This is a genomic window from Flavobacterium sp. TS_SC_5 (genome assembly GCF_056156265.1).
On record NZ_CM149588.1, the window covers coordinates 2,218,901 to 2,237,539 of the forward strand.

Below are 18,639 nucleotides of genomic sequence, written 5' to 3' on the forward strand. Positions count from 1 at the left end.
ACAAAGAAATGCGACAATATAGTCAGGCAATATTGGTTTTGAATTATGATTTTATTTTGATAATCTGTGCAAAGAAAATGTCATTGCTGTCAGTAAAATGAAAGCCATTACTTGGTGTATCAATCCTAACCAAAGCGGAACACCGTATAGCAAAGTAAACACACCTAGTGTAAATTGTAAAAATACAATAATCACCAAAGTCTTGATTCCTCTTTTCTGTAGCACGGTAAGCAAGTGTTTACGACTTATAAAGTACAACGCCAAAATAAGCCCGACTACAACATAAGCCATGGTACGATGAACAAATTGAACGCCACTTTTTCCTTCGGTAATATTCAAAAACAAAGTGCTTTTTTCAATAAATACACTGTCGTGAATGAATTGTCCGTCGCTCATTAAAGGCCAGTGGTTGTGAATTAAACCGGCATTCAATCCGGCAACAAAACCACCATAAATGATTTGGATAACCAGAAATACTAATGCAACGCGTGCAAGATTACGCAAAGGGACTATTACTTTGGATCTGTTTGGGTAAATTAAATCCAAAGCAACCCAAAGCGTATAGGCAAACGTAATGAAAGCAAATGTGAGGTGTAAGGCCAATCTGAAATGACTTACATCGGGATTGTCAATTAAACCACTACGAACCATGAACCAGCCCAAAAATCCTTGAAAACCGCCCATGAAAAGCAAAACAACACATTTTTTGATGGTTGCGGTCGAAAGACGTTTCTTGAACAAGAAATAAACAAAGGGGACTATAAATGCCAGACCAATTATTCTACCTATAAAGCGGTGAAACCACTCCCAGAAATAGATGAATTTATAATCGCTTAGCGTAAAATCATTATGAATATTGATTTTTTGATACTCTGGAAATTTTTTATATTCTTCAAAAGCTTGTGACCATTTTTCTTCTGTTAAAGGAGGGAAAGTATCGGTAACTAAATGCCAGTCCGTCATGGATAAACCGGAATTTGTCAAGCGTGTAATTCCTCCCACTATAACCATTATAAACAATAATAAGCATCCTGATAACAACCAAATGATAACGTAATTATTCTCTTTTTTCATTGTTTGAAATTAATTTTTGCAAAGATATTTGAAAAGCGATTAATTCTTAATTCAACAAGCGTTAATCTTTAGTCCAATTTTTGTGGCTCTTTTTAACATGAAATCATATGCCGCCTGATATTCATTGGGAATTTCTCCTTCTAAAATGGCTTCTTTTATGGCTTCCTTCAGCATTCCGATTTCTTTAGAAGGTTTTAGGTCAAAAATCTTCATGATTTCCTCTCCAGAAATTGGCGGTTGGAAATTACGAACCTGATCGCGCTCTTCTACTTCAACAATTTTCTTGCGGACGATTTCGAAATTATTATGGTATTTCTTAAATTTATTAGGGTTCTTGGTCGTAATATCGGCTTCGCACAACGTCATTAAATTCTCAACATCTTCGCCTGCGTCAAAAACCAAACGGCGCACCGCAGAATCCGTTACTGTATCTTGGGACAAAACAATCGGACGAGAACTCATCATAACCATTTTTTGCACAAATTTCATTTTGTGATTCAATGGCATGTGCAAGCGTTCAAATATTTTTTTCGCCATTTTTCCACCAAGAAATTCATGTCCGTGAAAAGTCCAACCTTGTTTTTTATTAAAACGTTTTGTAGGTGCTTTTCCAATATCGTGTAACAATGCCGCCCAACGAAGCCAAACATCATCAGTATGCGGGCAAATATTATCAACAACCTCTAATGTATGATAGAAATTATTTTTATGTGTATGACCTTCAATTTCCTCTACCTGATTTAATGCTGTTAATTCTGGCAGAATGATCTCTAAAAGTCCAGTTTTGAACAATAGCAAAAATCCTATGGAGGGTTTATCTGTCGAAAGTATTTTATTTAATTCATCAACAATGCGTTCTCCGGAAATGATTTTGATTCGGTCTGCGTTTTTAGTAATGGAGTTCAACGAATTTTCTTCAATTTCAAAGCCCAATTGGTTCGCAAAACGAATGCCTCGCAACATACGCAACGGATCATCAGAAAAAGTAATATCTGGATCCAAGGGTGTTCTGATTATTTTGTTTTTTAAATCTTCCAGACCATTAAACGGATCGGATAATTCTCCAAAATTTTCAGCATTTAAAGATAAAGCCAACGCATTTATGGTGAAATCACGACGGTTTTGGTCGTCTTCTAATGTTCCGTTTTCTACAACCGGATTCCTGCTTTCAAAATGATAGGATTCTTTCCGGGCGCCTACAAATTCAATTTCAGTATCTTCAAAACGCAACATTGCTGTTCCGTAGGTTTTGAAAACCTGAACTTTTGGTTTATTAGGAAGTAATTGAGACACTTTTAAAGCCAATTCGATTCCGCTGCCCACGGCAACAATATCTATGTCTTTTTTGAAGTCTCTGTTCAAAAGTAAATCTCTAACAAAACCACCAATCACATAACTATCAACGTTAAGTTCTTGTGAAGCTTGAGAGATGACTTCGAAAATTTTATTATTTAATGCTGTTTTGTAATTCATTTTTTATTACCGCAAATTCGCTAATTATTTTTTGGTATCAACGATACGTTTGTATTCTAAAGAGTTAAGGTTGAAATTAACTAAAATTGCAAGTTTGTTTCCAGAAATTTTCAAATAATTTAAACATTGATTGTAATGGCTATTGTTAAAACATTCAACAGTTTTTATCTCAAGAATTATTTTGTCATGAATAATAAAATCTGCGTAAAATTTATGTTTTAAAATTGAATTTTTATATTTAACGGTATATTCCTTCTCTCTTTCGTAATGAATATTATTTTCGTTAAATTCAAATTCCAATGCATCTTTATAAACAATTTCAGAAAAACCTCTGCCAAGATTTTTGTGGACTTCATATAAAAGTCCAACAATTTTATAACATTCTTCTTTGTAAATTAAATCATCCATTTTTCAAATTGAATTAGTGAATTAGCGGTAAATAATAACTATTTCCGAATCACTTTCACCTGAGAATCATTCCTCAATTTTATAATAGTCGAAGGTTTACCGGCTATTTTTTCGCGATGCAAATTTACAACATAGTCCACACCTTTTATAATTTCCGGGCTAATATCTTTGAAGGCAATAGGAGTAGGCTGTCCGGAGATATTTGCTGATGTTGAAACCAATGGTTTTTTCATTTTTTCCATTAACTTAAAGCAAAAAGGCTCTTTCACGATTCGGATTCCCAATGAGTTGTCTCCTGAAACTAAATTTGAAGCTACATTTCTTGGTTTGTCCAAGATTATGGTTGTAGGATTTTCAGATAAATCCATGATTTGCCAGGCAACTTCGGGAATGTCTTTAAAAACATTGTACATCATTTTTTCACCATTCATCAAAACAATCATACTTTGAGTTTCTGCTCTTTTCTTAAGCTTGTATATTTTGGCTACAGCCTCAGGGTTTGTGGCGTCACAACCAATTCCCCAAACGGTATCAGTAGGATACAAGATGATTCCACCCTCTTTTATTACTTCGTAAGCTTTATGTATTTCGTCGTTGATATTTTCCATTTAAAGTAGTTTTATATTCTGCTGCAAAAATAATCTTTCTAATTGGTATAAATCTTAAATTTAATTTAGAATAGTAGTGCTTTTATTAATTATAAGATTATTTTTGCTTGTCTATTATAGCAACTATCTATATAATTGATTTGGCTTTTGAATATTAATTCATCTTTTTTTTAAATGATTCTAACAGTTTTAAAATATTTATATATTCGAATTTGTTTTTATTTCTACAAATTTCTCGGTAAGGATCATAAGACTTTGACATTGACAGAGTCAAAGGAAATCCCAATCATTATTACTAGCTTTAATCAACTGGAATATTTAAAAAAGCTAATCGATTTTTTATTGACAAGAAGTTTTTCAAACCTTGTTATTATTGATAATAATTCTACCTACGATCCCTTATTACGTTATTTTGATGAAATCGAAAATAAAGTAACCATTCACAGGTTAAAAAAGAATTATGGCCATTTAGTTTTTTGGAAAAGATATGATTTGTTTGTTAAATATGGGAATGGATATTATGTTGTTACGGATCCAGACATTGTTCCTTTAACCGATTGTCCGGAGGATTTTTTGATAAAATTCCAAGCTGTTTTAACGAAAAATAAGAAACGAATGAAAGTAGGTTTCGGATTAAAAATTGATGATATTCCCTTAAATAATCCTAATAGAGAAAAAGTTATTAATTGGGAAGCTAAGTTTTGGAAAAAAAAGATTTCCGAAGGTGTTTTTGATGCCGATATTGATACAACTTTTGCTTTATATAAACCTTTTTACCATAGAAAAAACAAGAAATTTAAAACAGCCTTGCGCACGGATTATCCATACGTAGCTTTGCATGGCGGTTGGTATATAGACATGAATAACCTTTCTGAAGAGCAGCTTTTTTATTTTAAAACCGCCAATAATTCCAGCTCTTGGAAGATAGATGAAACCGGAAAAATTGCTAATGCTGATTACGAAACAAAGTATTAATAAATACTTTGTTTTATATTTTTGATTTAAACTAACACAATAAAATGAAGAATTTAGTAAAAGTTGTCATCCCCATATATAAATCTTTTTTTGGAGAACTTGAAGAGAAATCCTTCTTGCAATGCGTTAAAGTGCTTAAAAATTATGAAATTGTTGTGGTTCAACCTGAAGGTTTAGACAGTTCCTATATTACAGAAAAATTTGATAAAATTGCTATTGAAAGTTTTCCAAAACGCTATTTTGAAAATATTGAAGGTTATAATGAATTGTTATTGTCAACTTCATTTTACGAACGTTTTTTGGATTCAGAATATATATTAATTTATCAATTAGATGCTTTTGTTTTTAAAGATGAACTGAAAGAATGGTGTGATAAAGGTTATGATTATATTGGAGCTCCATGGATTGCAAGTTTAAAGAAGTCTATGTGGGCTAAGGGTTTTAATTTGATTGCCAGAAAATTTAGATCGAAAAAGAAAAATGACAGGGAACAAACTTTTTTTAAAGTAGGAAATGGCGGTTTTTCATTGCGTAGAACAGCATCGCATTATTCAATTGCAAAACAGAATGAACCGTTTATTTTTGAATTTTTGAATGCGGATAAAAAAGAAATCTATGCTATAGAAGATGTTTTTTGGTCTTTGAAAGCGCATGAATTTGAGATAAATTTTAAAATCCCGGATTATAAAGAAGCCTTACATTTTGCAATAGACCGAAAACCTAAAATTGCTTTTGAATTAATTAATAACAAATTTCCATTTGGATGCCATGGTATTAATAAACCTAAAGTTATTGATTTTTGGGAACCGATTTTGAAAAAATACTAAGCATTAATTTTTCTTATTGAAATGATTGAAAAATATATACATTCTAAAACCTTAAATAACTCAAATGAAGTTTATTCCTTAATAAAGGGATTTAACTCTAAAGGAACTCTCTTTGGTGAAGGACAAAGAAACAAAATAAAACTTTTTGAATTAGAAGGAAAAACGATAAATATCAAATCCTTCAAAATCCCAAATCTAATCAATAAAATTGCGTACAAATATTTCCGAAAGTCTAAAGCCAAACGTTCTTTTGAATACGCCACTGCTTTGTTAGAGAAAGGAATTGGCACACCACAACCCATTGCTTATCTTGAAAATTACAGTTGTTTGGGTTTAAAAGACAGTTATTATGCAAGTGAACATCTTGAAACCGAATTAACGTTTAGAGAACTGGTGCAAATGCCTGATTATCCGGATCATGAAAATATTCTGAGACAATTTACCAAATTTTCTTTCGATTTGCATGAAAAAGGAATTGAGTTTTTGGACCATTCCCCAGGAAATACATTGATCAAAAAAGTCAATAATGGAAAGTATAATTTCTATTTGGTAGATTTAAACCGAATGAATTTTCATGATAAAATGGATTTTGATTCGAGAATGAAAAACCTTAGCAGGCTTACGCCAAAAAAAGAAATGATTGCTGTAATGAGCGATGAATACGCAAAATATTATGCAGAATCAAGCAATTTTATTTTTGAGAAATTGTGGGAATCTACAAATCAATTTCAAGAAAAATTTGCCAATAAACAACGATTAAAAAAGAAATTAAAATTCTGGAAATCTTAAGGATTCAATTTTATTTTTTTTAATTCCTGAAAGCGTACAAAAACACTCCAAGCGTTCAGATAACAAATAATAATTCCTTTTTTGCCATCAAGAATTCCGAGTCTTAACAAGTATTGATATAAAAATTGATACAATGGACGAATGTAAAAATGGAAAAAATTAGGTTGCGTTCCCTTGTTAAATTCTTCTTCGGCTTTTAATTTTCCATAAAGAATCATTTTTTGTTTGTAGCTGCAATAGTCTTTATACGAAAAATGAATGAGTTTGTTTTTTAATTTGCCGATAGTTCCGTTTACAATTAGTTTTTCATGAACAATCTTTTGTGTAGCATAATGTGCTTTGTCTTTTTGAAAAAGTCTGAATATTTTATCGGTTTGCCAACCACTAAAGTGTAGCTTTTTGTTTTTGAACATAAAGGTTCTATCGAAAAAATAGGCTGATTGACCTTCTTTTTGAGAAACAGTTTCAATGATTTCGTCCTTAAGTTGAGTACTGATTCTTTCGTCAGCATCCAGAAAAAGAATCCAATTGTTTTTGGTTAAACTTATTGCAAAGTTCCGCTGTGCAGCATAATTTATGAAAGCATGTTGAACCACTTTTACATTTTTATGTGACAAAGCAATGGCTGTTGTTTCGTCAGTACTAAAAGAATCAATTACCACAATCTCCTCTGCAAAATCTAAATCGTTAATTACAGATTTGATATTTTGTTCTTCATTATATGTGATGATTAAAGCACTTATAGGCACTTTGTTTTGATGAACAGTAATATTTGGTTTTTCGGTATTGTTTAGATTTTGGTTTAAAAAATGTTCAATTTTATCCCCGAACAAATCAGGTGTGAATTCTTGGTATAAAGAAAGCGCTTGTTTCTTGAGTTCTTTTTCAGTTTTTGAAAGAAATAATTGAGGTTTAAAATCATTAAAATGAACAGACATGTGCTGTATTCCGTCTTCAAATGTAGCCCAGATTTTCTTTTCTATCCAAGGAGAAAAAATAATGAAAGAAGGTTTTTCTAATGCTTTTGCCATATTTATGGCGCCACCATCATTACCAATAATCAAATCACATTGATTCATAATGGCAATAAATCCTCTTAAATCTTTGGCTAATAAGTCAAAATAGATCTTTTCTTGTGTTGAAGATTTACAAGCCTTAAAAATAGTTTTGGCATCGTTGATTTGCTTTGGAAAATAATTAAAAAGAATATTTACATCTTTATTTTCGGCAATTGTATCGATAACTTTTGCCATATATTCCAGTGGATATGTTTTGAGTTTTTCACTTCCCAAAAGGCTGATCATTACTGTTTTTCTATCTTTTTTTAGTTGGTGTTTTTCAAAAAGGGCAATGGCTTTTTGATTTTCGTCATTGGTCACGAATAATTTAGGGAACGGATTAATTGGGATGGATAACTCTAAAGGATCTAATAATGAAAGTCGTCTTTCGATTGCTAAACCAAAATTAGTTTTTGGAGTATCTTGATAAGGTATGTTGTGGGTATATAAAAATTTTCGTCCTTTCTTCTCGTAGGATATTTTCTTTTTTGCACCACTTAAAAAAACAATGAGCCAGCTTTCTAGTTTGGAATAAGCATCTATGATTATGTCATATTTTGCAGCTCGTATTTGAAGCGCTAAATTCAAGAATTCTTTTTTGCTTTTGCGGTGTTTTTCCTCAAATAAAATAATGGTATCAATATTAGGATTGCCTTCTAATACAGGAGTTGTTGATGCATACACCAAATAATCAATTTGGGCTTCAGGATAGGCAGTGCGAAGATTATTGCATAAAATGCTGCTTGTCAAAACATCACCAATCATTTTTTGTTGTGTAACTAGTATTTTCATAATATAAAAAACCTCCCGTTTAAGGGAGGAATATACAATAATTTTTTATTTTAAGAGGAATTATACCGCTACGTTATATTCACGTAAAGCATCATTTAAAGATGTTTTTAAGTCAGTAGAGGCTTTTCTTTGTCCGATAATTAATGCACAAGGAACTTGGAAATCACCTGCAGGAAATGATTTTGTATAACTTCCCGGAATCACAACGGAACGAGCTGGAACAAATCCTTTCATTTCTACTGGAGTTTCGCCTGTAACATCAATAATTTTTGTAGAGGCAGTCAGACACACATTGGCACCAAGAACGGCTTCTTTTCCAACATGAACGCCTTCAACTACGATACAACGCGAACCAATAAAGGCACCATCTTCAATGATTACCGGAGCCGCTTGCAACGGTTCTAGAACACCACCAATACCAACACCGCCGCTTAAATGCACGTTTTTACCAATTTGAGCACAGCTTCCTACGGTTGCCCATGTATCAACCATTGTTCCTTCGTCAACGTAAGCGCCAATATTTACATAACTTGGCATTAAAATAACTCCGCTTGAAATGTAAGCACCATAACGGGCCACAGCATTAGGAACCACACGGATTCCTTTTTCGGCATAACCTCTTTTCAACAACATTTTATCATGATATTCGAAAATCCCTGATTCCCATGTTTCCATTTTTTGAATAGGAAAGTACATAACCACGGCTTTCTTAACCCATTCGTTTACTTGCCAACCTTCACCAACTGGTTCGGCAACACGCAATTTTCCGGAGTCTAATAATTCGATAACTTCTCTGATTGCGTCAGTGGTTGTCGTTTCTTGTAACAAAGCACGGTTTTCCCAAGCTTGTTCTATAATCGGCTGTAATGGATTCATTTTTTGATAATTTTTGACAAAGATAGGATTTTTAACCAAAAGCAAAAAAGCAAAATGGGTTGAAAATGTTACAGATTTCTATATTAAATTTATAAATTATCGAAGTCATTCGATTAGAATTTGAGACCAACATTAAAACCCAAATCTCATAATTATTGAGTTCGGTCTCTTCGGATGAATCATATATGGATTAGAAAGATTTTATATTATTAAAAATGAAATAAAATCTTAATTAGAATTAAATTATAAATGTGCTCCAAAACTTAGCAATAAAATTTGTAAATTAATTTTGATGTTTTGGCATTGTATGTGTTAATACTTTTTTATAAAAGTTATATTTATGAAAAGAATTATACTAATTGGGATTTTATTATTTATTTTTCAAAGTTGTGGTCTTTATTCTTCAAATGGCATCTATAGACAAACAGATACAATTAAAAACACCATTATAGTCTCTTGTAAACAAAGGTATTTCATCAAAAAAAACCGTGAAATCTATTATGTAAACAATGAGTTTGTTCTAGAAAAAAAGGGGGAATCTGATACATTTATTTCTTTTTTTAATTTTTTTACAATTCAAGATTTTGGCAAAATAGACAGCTTGGTTTATGTAAAAATAAACGAGAGAATTTACTCTAAAACGATCAAAAATTACAGTCAGAGTATAAATACAGAAACAAAAACCGATACCGAGTCTATTAAAGACAATGAGGATAAAAAAGTCGAAATTGTCACGGGTTTTCAAAGTGATTCTCGTTTAATGCATCAATTTGAATTGAATTATAGCGAAGAGGAGCTCCTTGAATTTAAAAATATTAATACACTTAGTTTTCAGTTTTATAAAAACAAAAAGCCAATCTTAATCGATGTTAACACCTCTGAAATTGTTAAAATAAGAAATATTTTTAGCCAAAAATAATCTAATTAAATAATAACTTTATCTTAGCATTTTAATTAGCTAACATTAACCTTAGTACTAAGTTTTTATATTTTATTATGCCAAGAATTCTTTCCATAGATTACGGACAAAAAAGAACCGGAATAGCTGTTACCGATGAAATGCAAATCATAGCTTCAGGACTGACAACCATTCCGTCAGCAACTGCAATCGCTTTTTTGAAAGACTATTTTTCCAAAGAGAAAGTAGAAGCCGTTCTTATTGGTGAACCCAAACAAATGAATGGACAACCGTCCGAAAGTGCTTCTATTATCAAGGGATTTGTAACCCATTTTACTAATCATTTTCCAGATATGAAGGTAATTCGCGTTGATGAGCGATTTACTTCAAAAATGGCTTTTCAATCGATGATTGATAGCGGAATGAGTAAGAAACATCGTCAAAATAAAGCATTAATAGATGAAATTTCGGCAACAATAATGCTTCAGGATTATTTGTCCAGTAAAAGATTTTAAAATCAAGACAAAAAACTAGTGTTTAGGCTGAAAAGGTTAGATAAATGTAACTTTTGAGGTAAATTTTATGCTTTTTTTTGCAATTATATAAATTATCTTTGCACTTTAAAATCTAGTTATGCCTGATACAACCATACGTACAAATAGTGAAGTAGTTCTTATTGGAGCTGGAATTATGAGCGCCACTCTTGGTCTAATCCTAAAAGAGTTGCAGCCGGATATCAAAATTGAAATTTACGAACGCTTAGATATTGCAGCTGCCGAAAGTTCTGATGCCTGGAATAATGCCGGAACAGGACATTCTGCTTTTTGCGAGCTCAATTATACTCCTGAAAGTGAAGATGGAAGCATCAATCCCAATAAAGCAATTGGTATTGCGGAGTCTTTTGAGGTTTCAAGACAATTTTGGGCGTATCTCGTTCAAGAAAATAAAGTTCCATCCCCAGAAAATTTTATAAAAAGCATTCCACACCTGAGTTTTGTTTGGGGTGAAAAAAATGTGGAGTATCTAAAAAAGAGATATGAAGCTTTGCATTCGAATCCTCTTTTTGAAGAAATGGTTTTCAGCACGGATTTTTCTGAGTTAAAAAAATGGATGCCTCTCGTTATGGAAGGTAGAAAGGAAGCTGATGCAGTTGCCGCTACTTCAATGGCAATTGGTACCGATGTAAATTTTGGAGAGTTAACCCGCAGTATTTTTGGTTATTTGACAAAATTAGATGGGGTTACCATTCATTTCAACCATGAAGTTCAAAAATTAAAACAACGGGAAGATAAATCCTGGAGAATAAAAATTACTGATTTGGCTTCAGGCCAAAAGAAAAAAGCATATACTAAGTTTGTTTTTATTGGTGCTGGTGGCGGTTCGTTGCCATTATTAGAAAAAGCAGATGTTCCTGAAGGAAAAGGCTACGGCGGTTTTCCGGTTAGCGGGCAATGGCTAAAATGTACTAATCCGGAAGTGATTGCAAAACATCAGGCCAAAGTATATGGTAAAGCTAGTGTTGGCGCACCGCCAATGTCTGTTCCGCATATTGATTCCCGAATGATAAATGGAGAAAAAGCATTGCTTTTTGGACCTTTTGCTGGATTTTCAACACGATTTTTAAAAAATGGTTCCTATTCGGATTTACCTTTATCGATAAAACCAGATAATATTATTCCTATGGTTGCCGCCGGAATCAAGAATATACCACTTACTAAATATTTAATTCAGCAAGTACGTCAGTCTCCTAAAGATAGAATAAACGCTTTAAGAGAATATGTTCCAGGAGCACGATCCAAAGATTGGGTTCTTGAACGAGCAGGACAACGCGTTCAAGTGATTAAGAAAGATGAAAAAGAAGGCGGGATTCTGGAGTTTGGTACCGAAGTGATTACTACTGCCGATGGTTCTTTATCTGTTTTGCTAGGTGCTTCACCGGGCGCTTCAACTGCTGTTTCTATTATGGTTGATTTGATTGGAAGATGTTTTAAAGATCAATTCGAGACACCGGAATGGCAAGAGAAATTAAAAACGATGATTCCTTCTTTTGGTCAGAAATTAAATGATAATCCAGATTTATTAAAGGAAATAAGAAAAGAAACAGCAACGGTTTTAAAGTTAAATAATTAGAATATAAAAATTATAAAGGCGCTGAATTTTAGATTATATCTAATTTCAGCGCCTTTTTCGTTACGAATCCTTTAGTATTTTTGTGGTTTTCAAAATATTTTCGGATAGATTAGTTAACCAGATTAATTGTTCGATTACTAATTGTGCTTCCTGCATTTTCAATTGAAACGCCTCTTTGTCAATTGGAATTCCTTCTTTTAACTCCTTTTTCCGAATATTCTTCAGCTCTGTAAAGCGCAACGCTAAATCTTTTTGCGGAAGGTTTTCTTTGAGTGCTACATTATTTTCTTTCAGGATTGCAATGGCATTGTCTAAGTTTTTAATGGCAGTATCAACGACTACATTAAACGCCTCAGAAGCAGTTGTGGTTTTGTGGGACTGAATATAAGTCCCTAATGAAGCCAAAGAAGACAGTAAAGAATGATTTAAAACAGTCAGTTTGTATACTTGTGGCAATTGTTTTTGCTTTGATTTAGGCTCTTGTACCATCCTTTGAAACGAAGCCATTAGATTTCCAATTTCGATAAAAGCATTTTTTCGCGCGAGACGATAGGAAGTAGAAATGCTTCCTTTTTTATTGTAAAAAACAGAAATCTCTTTTAGATATTCTTGATTTGCCTTAATTGATTTTTCTAAATAGAGGGGAATGTTCAAAAACTCCCAGGAAGGCCATAAAAAGTGGTTTGCCAAAAAGGCTAAAGCGGCACCCACAACAGTATCCAGTATTCGATATTGAACTAAATCACCAATATTAGGTGTCATTAATCCATAAATAAAAACCACATACATAGTGACAAAAATGGCGCTCACCTTATAATTAATTTGTGTAAAAGAGAATCCCAACAGCATACAAACAATAGAAAGAACACTGATTATGATGTTGTCTTTTATGATGAAAAGAATCCCGAAAGCAACTAATCCACCAATCACTGTGCCAATTATTCGGTGAAAAGAACGCTCTTTTGTCAAACCATAACCCGGCCGCATGATTACAATTATGGTCAGTAAAATCCAATAGACATTGTGGAACGGCAGAAATTTTCCGATAATAAATCCAAGCATTAATGTTATGGTTAATCGCAAGGAATGCCTGAAAATAGTAGACGAGAAACTCAAGTTTTGGGTCAGCGTACTCAACGGGTAATATTGTGGAGTCAGGAATTTTTCTAAATCAGTATCGATTCCTTTAAAATCGTGCGAATTAAAAGCAAGTGTAAAAGCATGCTCTACAATTTTTATTTTTTCGACTTGTTTTTCAGCATACTGAAGCATCGTTGTCAACATAAAAACTCCTTCGGAAGCAGTAGTTTTCCCTAAATCATTTTCATAATCTGCAATGGCAATCTGTAAGGCATTCAAATCGCCCAGTAAAGTATGTTTAGAAATGTATTTCGTACTTTTTTTGACACTTTTAGATAATTGCTTCAAGCTAGCCGCCAGATTGTAAGCTAAATTTTGATACGTATGCAAAACCTTTGGATGATCATCGAATTTTTGATGCAATTTATCATGGTCGAAAGCTGTAGATAGCGCGAGTTCTAGAATTTCTACTAAGGAAATAAAAACCAATAGCATTTTACGGTTTTGATTGGAAGAACCTGAAGTTGTATGACTACTAATTAATACTTCTCTAATGTTTTGATGAATGGTATTGAGCTCGACTTGAAGGTGTAATTGCTTTTCAATGATTGATTTTCTATCAGCATTCAAAGTCCACAAATCGCCTCGCAGCTTCAAATATTTGGCGGTAAGCTTGATGCATTCCGCAATTTGTAACTCGATATAGCGATGCGGTCTGATATAATGAAAAATGAGCGAAATCAGCAAATAGAATAAACCGCCGGCAAGAATTAGTCCGGCATGCAGCAGCATCGCCCATCCCGTATTGATGCTTGCAAATGCTAATGAAACCGAGATAAGGCCAGAAAAAGAAACCATCGTAGCTCTTTGCCCATAAACAGAAAGCATCGATATGAGGAAAATTAAAACCGCCAAAAATGGATAGAAAATCCAAGAATATGGAAATACAATATTAACAATCAAATTGATGCCCGCAACCAGAACAGCAGTTACCAAAACACCGTTAATTTTATGTTTCAGACTGCTTGGAATATCACTTGGATATGTAAAAAAAGCTCCAAGAGCCATGGCAAAACCTATTTCAAATTTTCCCAAAAACGAAAAGATTATAACGGGAATAACTGCCGCTATAGTAACTTTTATAGCATTGGTAAAATAAGTACTGTCGGTAAACTTTCGGATCTTGTATATCATATAATTGTATTGATACAAAGGTACTATTTGTAGGAATGATACAAACAATATTAGAATCTCTTTTGTTTTAAATTGTAAATATTAGCTAATATTTAACGGCAGATTATTCATTGTCTATTTTTTTACTATTTTTGCAAACTGAATGAAAAGGAAACTTATTTCAATTTCAGAAGATAAATTTTAATACTACACGATGATTTTACCAATTATAGGATATGGCGATCCAGTTTTAAGAAAAACAGGAGAGGTTCTTTCACCGGAACATCCAAATTTGAAAGAAACGATTGCTAATATGTACGAGACCATGTATAATGCCTATGGTGTGGGACTTGCTGCTCCACAAGTAGGATTAGCACTTCGTTTATTTGTAATCGACACCACTCCTTTTAGCGATGATGAAGAATTAGAAGATGCGGAACAAAAAGTATTAAAAGGATTCAAAAAAACTTTTATCAATGCAAAAATGATAAAAGAAGAAGGTGAAGAATGGAGTTTTAACGAAGGTTGCCTAAGTATTCCTGATGTTAGAGAGGATGTTTACAGAAATCCAACCATAACAATGGAATATTGCGAAGAGGATTTTGTTATGAAAACAGAAGTTTTTGACGGATTAATCGCCAGAGTAATCCAACATGAATACGATCATATTGAAGGAATTTTATTCACTGATAAAATTTCATCATTAAAGAAACGATTGATTCAAAAGAAACTGAAAAACATCTTAGAAGGAAAAACATTCCAAGATTACCGAATGAAATTTTTTGCTAAAAAGGGAAGGTAAAACAAATCTAAAGCTTCGGTTGGTATGATTTTTGGTTTTATAAGAAAAATTAAATAAGTCAAATTCTTAATAATAATTACACAAAACATGAATTTAGAAAAAATATTAGCCATTTCTGGGAAACCAGGTTTATATGTATTGAAAGTGCAAACAAGAACTGGCTTTGTAGCAGAATCATTGGCAGACGGAAAAAAAATCACAGTGAATTTGAAAAGCAATGTGAGTTTATTATCGGAAATTTCGATTTACACGTATGAAGGCGAAAAACCTTTAGCTGAGATCATGCAAAAAATTGCTGATAAAGAAAGCAAAGGTCCAGCAATTTCTCATAAAGAAGACAATGCTAAACTAACGGCTTATTTCAAAGAAATTTTACCAGATTATGACGAGGAAAGAGTGTATCCTTCTGATATCAAAAAAGTTTTAAACTGGTACAATATGCTTCAGGCAAAAGGATTAGTCACTGATGAAGCTCCGGCTGCTGCAGTTACAGAAGAGGTTGTTGCCGTTGCAGAAGAAACTCCAGAAGCTGAAGTTAAAGCTACTGCTAAGAAAGCTAAAGCTATTAAAGAGTAATTTAACACTACAATAATATTTAATCCTGTTCAGCTATTTTCTGAACAGGATTTTTTTATTTTTACCAAAAACAATCTCTGATGAATTCAAGACAGAATCAACTGCAAGCTTTCGAAAGATTATTAGACATTATGGATGATTTGCGAGAAAAGTGTCCTTGGGACAAAAAGCAAACTATGCAAACGTTGCGTCATCTTACGATTGAAGAAACATATGAATTAGGTGATGCTATTTTAGATAATGATTTGATCGAAGTCAAAAAAGAATTGGGTGACTTATTATTGCATATTGTTTTTTATGCCAAAATAGGAAGCGAAACCAACGATTTTGACATGGCTGATGTTTGCAATGAAATTTGTGAAAAGTTAATTCACCGTCATCCGCATATTTATAGTGATGTTGTGGTAAAAGATGAGGAAGAAGTAAAACAAAACTGGGAAAAACTAAAACTCAAAGAAGGCAAGAAATCTGTTCTGGAAGGTGTTCCAAGAAGTTTACCGGCATTAGTCAAAGCAAGCCGAATTCAGGACAAAGTAAAAGGAGTGGGATTTGATTGGGAAGAATCGCATCAAGTTTGGGACAAAGTTCAAGAAGAATTAGCAGAATTACAAGTTGAGGTTGAAGCAGGCGATCAGGATAAAATTGAAGCCGAATTTGGAGATGTTTTATTTTCGCTGATTAACTACGCGCGATTTCTGAATGTAAATCCGGAAGATGCTTTGGAACGTACCAATAAAAAATTCATCAAACGCTTTCAATATTTGGAAAGCAAAGCAGGAGAATTAGGAAAACCTTTAATGGATATGACTTTAGCCGAAATGGATGTTTTTTGGGAGGAAGCGAAGAAGTTATAGTATTTAGTAATCAGTGCTCAGATTTCAGTCCCGATACTTCGGGATTAGTGTTCAGTTTTTAAATAATTAATTTACTAATGTCAGAAAATAAAACCGAGTTAAAACGTTCTTTAGGATTAATAGATGCCACAAGTTTAGTAGCCGGTTCCATGATAGGATCCGGGATTTTCATTGTTACATCAGCCATGGCGAGAGATATTGGATCTGCTGCCTGGTTATTGGTAATTTGGGTGGTAACGGGATTAATCACAGTTGCTGCAGCATTGAGTTACGGGGAATTGGCTGGAATGATGCCTAATGCGGGTGGACAATTCGTCTATATTCAACGCGCTTACGGAAGATTAGTTTCTTTCCTTTACGGCTGGACTGTTTTCACTGTAATTCAAACTGGAGTTATTGCCGCTATTGCGGTTACTTTTGCTAATTATGCCGCTATCTTCTTTCCTGTTTTAGATCAACGTCTTTTTACTATTGGTACGGGTTTTGTTTTTTCGTACCAAAAAGTATTGGCTATTTTTAGTATAATTCTGCTGACTTATATTAATACCAAAGGAGTTGAAAGCGGAAAAACGGTTCAATTGATTTTTACTTCGGCTAAATTAATTGCGCTTTTTGCATTGATTATTTTAGGATTGTATGTTGGTTTACAAACGGATGTTTTGTCCAATAATTTTGCAAATATGTGGGAAGCCAGCAAAACGGTGGTAAATCCTGACGGAACAATTACGGTTACAAAATTAGCAGGAATGGCAATTTTAGGTGCAGCAGGAGCAACGATTATCAACTCATTATTTTCCAGCGATGCATGGAATAACGTGACTTTCATCGCAGGAGAAATTAAAGAACCGAAGAAGAATATTCCCCGAAGTTTGTTTCTTGGAACTCTAATTGTTACCATTATTTATGTTTTGGCAAATCTGGCTTATTTGGCTTTGTTGCCAATGCAGGGAACTCCAAATGCTGCTGATAGTCTGAGTAACGGAATCATGTTTGCCAGTAATGATAGAGTAGGAGCTGCGGCGGCAAGTGTGATTATGGGAAATGTTGGAGTTTTTGTTATGGCTGGTTTAATCATGGTTTCCACTTTTGGTTGCAACAGCGGTTTGATTCTTTCGGGAGGAAGATTGTTTTTTGCGATGGCAAAAGACGGCTTGTTTTTTAAACAAGCGACAGAACTTAATAAAAACCAGGTTCCGGCTAAAGCATTATGGGTGCAATGTATTTGGGCTTGTGTACTTTGTATTTCGGGAAAATTCGGTGATTTGTTAACTTATGCTACTTTTGCGTCGTTGTTGTTTTATATCCTGACGATTTTGGGAGTTTTCATTCTTAGAAAAAAAGAACCAAATGCAGACAGACCATACAAAGCGTTTGGATATCCGGTTGTACCAGCCATTTATATTATAGTGACCTCGGCAATCTGCTTGACTTTATTGATTTATGATACGTTCAATACTGGATTGGGATTGTGTATTGTGGCGCTTGGAATTCCGGTGTATTATTTTGTAATGAATAATAAGAAAGAGCAAAATTAATGGAGCTATTCTGCTAATTTTTTTAGCGCATTGATATCTTTTAAAACAATTTTTTTGCCTGTTAATTCAATCAATCCTAATTTTTTAAAATCGGAAAGCAAACGAATACAGCTTTCAGTGGCAGTGCCAATTATGCTGGCTAGTTCGTCTCTTGAAAGTTGTACTTTTAAGGATTTATCCTCGTTTTTTCCAAAAGTGTCATTTAGATAAAGGAGCGTTTCGGCCAATCTTTCTTTAACGGTTTTTTGGGCTAAATTCACCATGTGATCATCGGCATCTTTTAAATCACCGCAAATACTTTTCATAACATTCATCGAAAACTGATTGTTCTTATCAAAGTATCCCATCACTTCTGATTTTGGAATGAAACAAACCTGCATATCTTCAAGAGCTACGGCGCTTAAGTTGACCGGTTCATCACTAATCATTGAGCGTTGCCCCAGTAATTCTCCTTTAGTGACTAATTTCACAATATGGTCTTTGCCGTTTGCACTCAATTTGGTCAGTTTGCACACACCATCTTTGATACAATAAATTCCATTTACATTCTCACCTTCCTCAAAAATAACTTCACCCTTTTTAATAATATGGGATGTTTTGCAGTCAGAAAGTTTGATCAATTCTTCTTTAGTTAAGGCTTTTAAAGAGCTAAATTCTCTGACGATACATTGTTCGCATTTGCTCATAGTATATGTGATTTATTTGTATTAC

General features: G+C 33.4%; 18 protein-coding genes. 10 read left to right on the forward strand and 8 right to left on the reverse strand.

The window, feature by feature from the left end:
* Positions 1–51: 51 nt before the first annotated feature.
* The 4 genes from AC0J6S_RS09870 to AC0J6S_RS09885 are packed head-to-tail and all read right to left on the reverse strand — an operon-like array spanning position 52 to position 3,563.
* Positions 52–1,074 carry a COX15/CtaA family protein gene (locus tag AC0J6S_RS09870; RefSeq protein ID WP_474953648.1) on the reverse strand — a complete coding sequence of 341 codons (1,023 nt, stop codon included), beginning with the start codon at positions 1,072–1,074 and terminating at the stop codon, positions 52–54.
* 51 nt (positions 1,075–1,125) lie between these two features.
* Complete coding sequence (locus AC0J6S_RS09875) at positions 1,126–2,547, reverse strand: CCA tRNA nucleotidyltransferase (RefSeq protein WP_474953649.1); 1,422 nt, start codon at positions 2,545–2,547, stop codon at positions 1,126–1,128.
* A gap of 24 nt (positions 2,548–2,571) precedes the next feature.
* On the reverse strand, positions 2,572–2,955 hold the full coding sequence (locus AC0J6S_RS09880) for a GxxExxY protein (protein ID WP_165152920.1): 384 nt from the start codon (positions 2,953–2,955) through the stop codon (positions 2,572–2,574).
* Between the two features lie 38 nt (positions 2,956–2,993).
* Entirely contained in the window at positions 2,994–3,563 is a 570-nt protein-coding gene (locus AC0J6S_RS09885) for an L-threonylcarbamoyladenylate synthase (protein ID WP_474953650.1), read from the reverse strand.
* A 342-nt stretch (positions 3,564–3,905) separates the two neighbouring features.
* Between AC0J6S_RS09885 and AC0J6S_RS09890 the strand changes: the two genes are divergently transcribed.
* From AC0J6S_RS09890 to AC0J6S_RS09900, 3 genes are read left to right on the forward strand one after another with little or no spacing between them, the layout of a single operon-like run.
* Complete coding sequence (locus AC0J6S_RS09890) at positions 3,906–4,538, forward strand: glycosyltransferase family 2 protein (RefSeq protein ID WP_474953651.1); 633 nt, start codon at positions 3,906–3,908, stop codon at positions 4,536–4,538.
* A 44-nt stretch (positions 4,539–4,582) separates the two neighbouring features.
* Entirely contained in the window at positions 4,583–5,365 is a 783-nt protein-coding gene (locus tag AC0J6S_RS09895; protein ID WP_474953652.1) for a DUF5672 family protein, read from the forward strand.
* Positions 5,366–5,386: 21 nt separating this feature from the next.
* Entirely contained in the window at positions 5,387–6,154 is a 768-nt protein-coding gene (locus AC0J6S_RS09900; protein ID WP_474953653.1) for a lipopolysaccharide kinase InaA family protein, read from the forward strand.
* On the opposite strand, the gene AC0J6S_RS09905 is transcribed toward AC0J6S_RS09900, so the two are convergent.
* Positions 6,151–8,004, reverse strand: a complete 1,854-nt coding sequence (locus tag AC0J6S_RS09905; protein WP_474953654.1) for a glycosyltransferase family 9 protein — start codon at positions 8,002–8,004, stop codon at positions 6,151–6,153. The two genes, AC0J6S_RS09900 and AC0J6S_RS09905, sit on opposite strands and share 4 nt — an antisense overlap.
* A gap of 60 nt (positions 8,005–8,064) precedes the next feature.
* The gene (locus tag AC0J6S_RS09910; protein ID WP_474953655.1) at positions 8,065–8,880 is read right to left on the reverse strand and encodes a 2,3,4,5-tetrahydropyridine-2,6-dicarboxylate N-succinyltransferase; all 816 of its coding nucleotides are present in this window, start codon (positions 8,878–8,880) and stop codon (positions 8,065–8,067) included.
* 340 nt (positions 8,881–9,220) lie between these two features.
* Between AC0J6S_RS09910 and AC0J6S_RS09915 the strand changes: the two genes are divergently transcribed.
* The 3 genes from AC0J6S_RS09915 (at position 9,221) to AC0J6S_RS09925 (ending at position 11,908) form a co-directional block, all read left to right on the forward strand.
* Positions 9,221–9,799 carry a hypothetical protein gene (locus tag AC0J6S_RS09915; RefSeq protein WP_474953656.1) on the forward strand — a complete coding sequence of 193 codons (579 nt, stop codon included), beginning with the start codon at positions 9,221–9,223 and terminating at the stop codon, positions 9,797–9,799.
* 77 nt (positions 9,800–9,876) lie between these two features.
* On the forward strand, positions 9,877–10,293 hold the full coding sequence (gene ruvX, locus AC0J6S_RS09920) for a Holliday junction resolvase RuvX (RefSeq protein WP_474953657.1): 417 nt from the start codon (positions 9,877–9,879) through the stop codon (positions 10,291–10,293).
* Between the two features lie 118 nt (positions 10,294–10,411).
* A complete protein-coding gene (locus tag AC0J6S_RS09925; RefSeq protein ID WP_474953658.1) occupies positions 10,412–11,908 on the forward strand; it encodes a malate:quinone oxidoreductase in 1,497 nt (498 codons plus the stop codon).
* 60 nt (positions 11,909–11,968) lie between these two features.
* Here AC0J6S_RS09925 and AC0J6S_RS09930 read toward each other — a convergent pair whose 3' ends face one another.
* Positions 11,969–14,182, reverse strand: coding sequence for an FUSC family protein (locus tag AC0J6S_RS09930; protein ID WP_474953659.1), 2,214 nt, complete (start codon positions 14,180–14,182; stop codon positions 11,969–11,971).
* A 193-nt stretch (positions 14,183–14,375) separates the two neighbouring features.
* Between AC0J6S_RS09930 and def the strand changes: the two genes are divergently transcribed.
* The 4 genes from def (at position 14,376) to AC0J6S_RS09950 (ending at position 17,928) form a co-directional block, all read left to right on the forward strand.
* The gene (def, locus tag AC0J6S_RS09935) at positions 14,376–14,963 is read left to right on the forward strand and encodes a peptide deformylase (protein ID WP_474953660.1); all 588 of its coding nucleotides are present in this window, start codon (positions 14,376–14,378) and stop codon (positions 14,961–14,963) included.
* Between the two features lie 87 nt (positions 14,964–15,050).
* Entirely contained in the window at positions 15,051–15,539 is a 489-nt protein-coding gene (locus AC0J6S_RS09940; RefSeq protein WP_474953661.1) for a DUF5606 family protein, read from the forward strand.
* Positions 15,540–15,619: 80 nt separating this feature from the next.
* Positions 15,620–16,393 carry a nucleoside triphosphate pyrophosphohydrolase gene (gene mazG, locus AC0J6S_RS09945; protein ID WP_474953662.1) on the forward strand — a complete coding sequence of 258 codons (774 nt, stop codon included), beginning with the start codon at positions 15,620–15,622 and terminating at the stop codon, positions 16,391–16,393.
* Positions 16,394–16,470: 77 nt separating this feature from the next.
* A complete protein-coding gene (locus AC0J6S_RS09950) occupies positions 16,471–17,928 on the forward strand; it encodes an APC family permease (protein WP_474953663.1) in 1,458 nt (485 codons plus the stop codon).
* A 5-nt stretch (positions 17,929–17,933) separates the two neighbouring features.
* Here AC0J6S_RS09950 and AC0J6S_RS09955 read toward each other — a convergent pair whose 3' ends face one another.
* A complete protein-coding gene (locus AC0J6S_RS09955) occupies positions 17,934–18,614 on the reverse strand; it encodes a Crp/Fnr family transcriptional regulator (RefSeq protein ID WP_474953664.1) in 681 nt (226 codons plus the stop codon).
* Between the last annotated feature and the right edge of the window lie 25 nt (positions 18,615–18,639).

Bases quoted from the DNA above. Each gene is read 5' to 3' on its own strand.
- AC0J6S_RS09870 (WP_474953648.1), bottom strand. From the start codon at position 1,074: ATGAAAAAAGAGAATAATTACGTTATCATTTGGTTGTTATCAGGATGC.
- AC0J6S_RS09875 (WP_474953649.1), bottom strand. From the start codon at position 2,547: ATGAATTACAAAACAGCATTAAATAATAAAATTTTCGAAGTCATCTCT.
- AC0J6S_RS09880 (WP_165152920.1), bottom strand. From the start codon at position 2,955: ATGGATGATTTAATTTACAAAGAAGAATGTTATAAAATTGTTGGACTT.
- AC0J6S_RS09885 (WP_474953650.1), bottom strand. From the start codon at position 3,563: ATGGAAAATATCAACGACGAAATACATAAAGCTTACGAAGTAATAAAA.
- AC0J6S_RS09895 (WP_474953652.1), top strand. From the start codon at position 4,583: ATGAAGAATTTAGTAAAAGTTGTCATCCCCATATATAAATCTTTTTTT.
- AC0J6S_RS09900 (WP_474953653.1), top strand. From the start codon at position 5,387: ATGATTGAAAAATATATACATTCTAAAACCTTAAATAACTCAAATGAA.
- AC0J6S_RS09905 (WP_474953654.1), bottom strand. From the start codon at position 8,004: ATGAAAATACTAGTTACACAACAAAAAATGATTGGTGATGTTTTGACA.
- AC0J6S_RS09910 (WP_474953655.1), bottom strand. From the start codon at position 8,880: ATGAATCCATTACAGCCGATTATAGAACAAGCTTGGGAAAACCGTGCT.
- AC0J6S_RS09915 (WP_474953656.1), top strand. From the start codon at position 9,221: ATGAAAAGAATTATACTAATTGGGATTTTATTATTTATTTTTCAAAGT.
- ruvX (WP_474953657.1), top strand. From the start codon at position 9,877: ATGCCAAGAATTCTTTCCATAGATTACGGACAAAAAAGAACCGGAATA.
- AC0J6S_RS09925 (WP_474953658.1), top strand. From the start codon at position 10,412: ATGCCTGATACAACCATACGTACAAATAGTGAAGTAGTTCTTATTGGA.
- AC0J6S_RS09930 (WP_474953659.1), bottom strand. From the start codon at position 14,182: ATGATATACAAGATCCGAAAGTTTACCGACAGTACTTATTTTACCAAT.
- def (WP_474953660.1), top strand. From the start codon at position 14,376: ATGATTTTACCAATTATAGGATATGGCGATCCAGTTTTAAGAAAAACA.
- AC0J6S_RS09940 (WP_474953661.1), top strand. From the start codon at position 15,051: ATGAATTTAGAAAAAATATTAGCCATTTCTGGGAAACCAGGTTTATAT.
- mazG (WP_474953662.1), top strand. From the start codon at position 15,620: ATGAATTCAAGACAGAATCAACTGCAAGCTTTCGAAAGATTATTAGAC.
- AC0J6S_RS09950 (WP_474953663.1), top strand. From the start codon at position 16,471: ATGTCAGAAAATAAAACCGAGTTAAAACGTTCTTTAGGATTAATAGAT.
- AC0J6S_RS09955 (WP_474953664.1), bottom strand. From the start codon at position 18,614: ATGAGCAAATGCGAACAATGTATCGTCAGAGAATTTAGCTCTTTAAAA.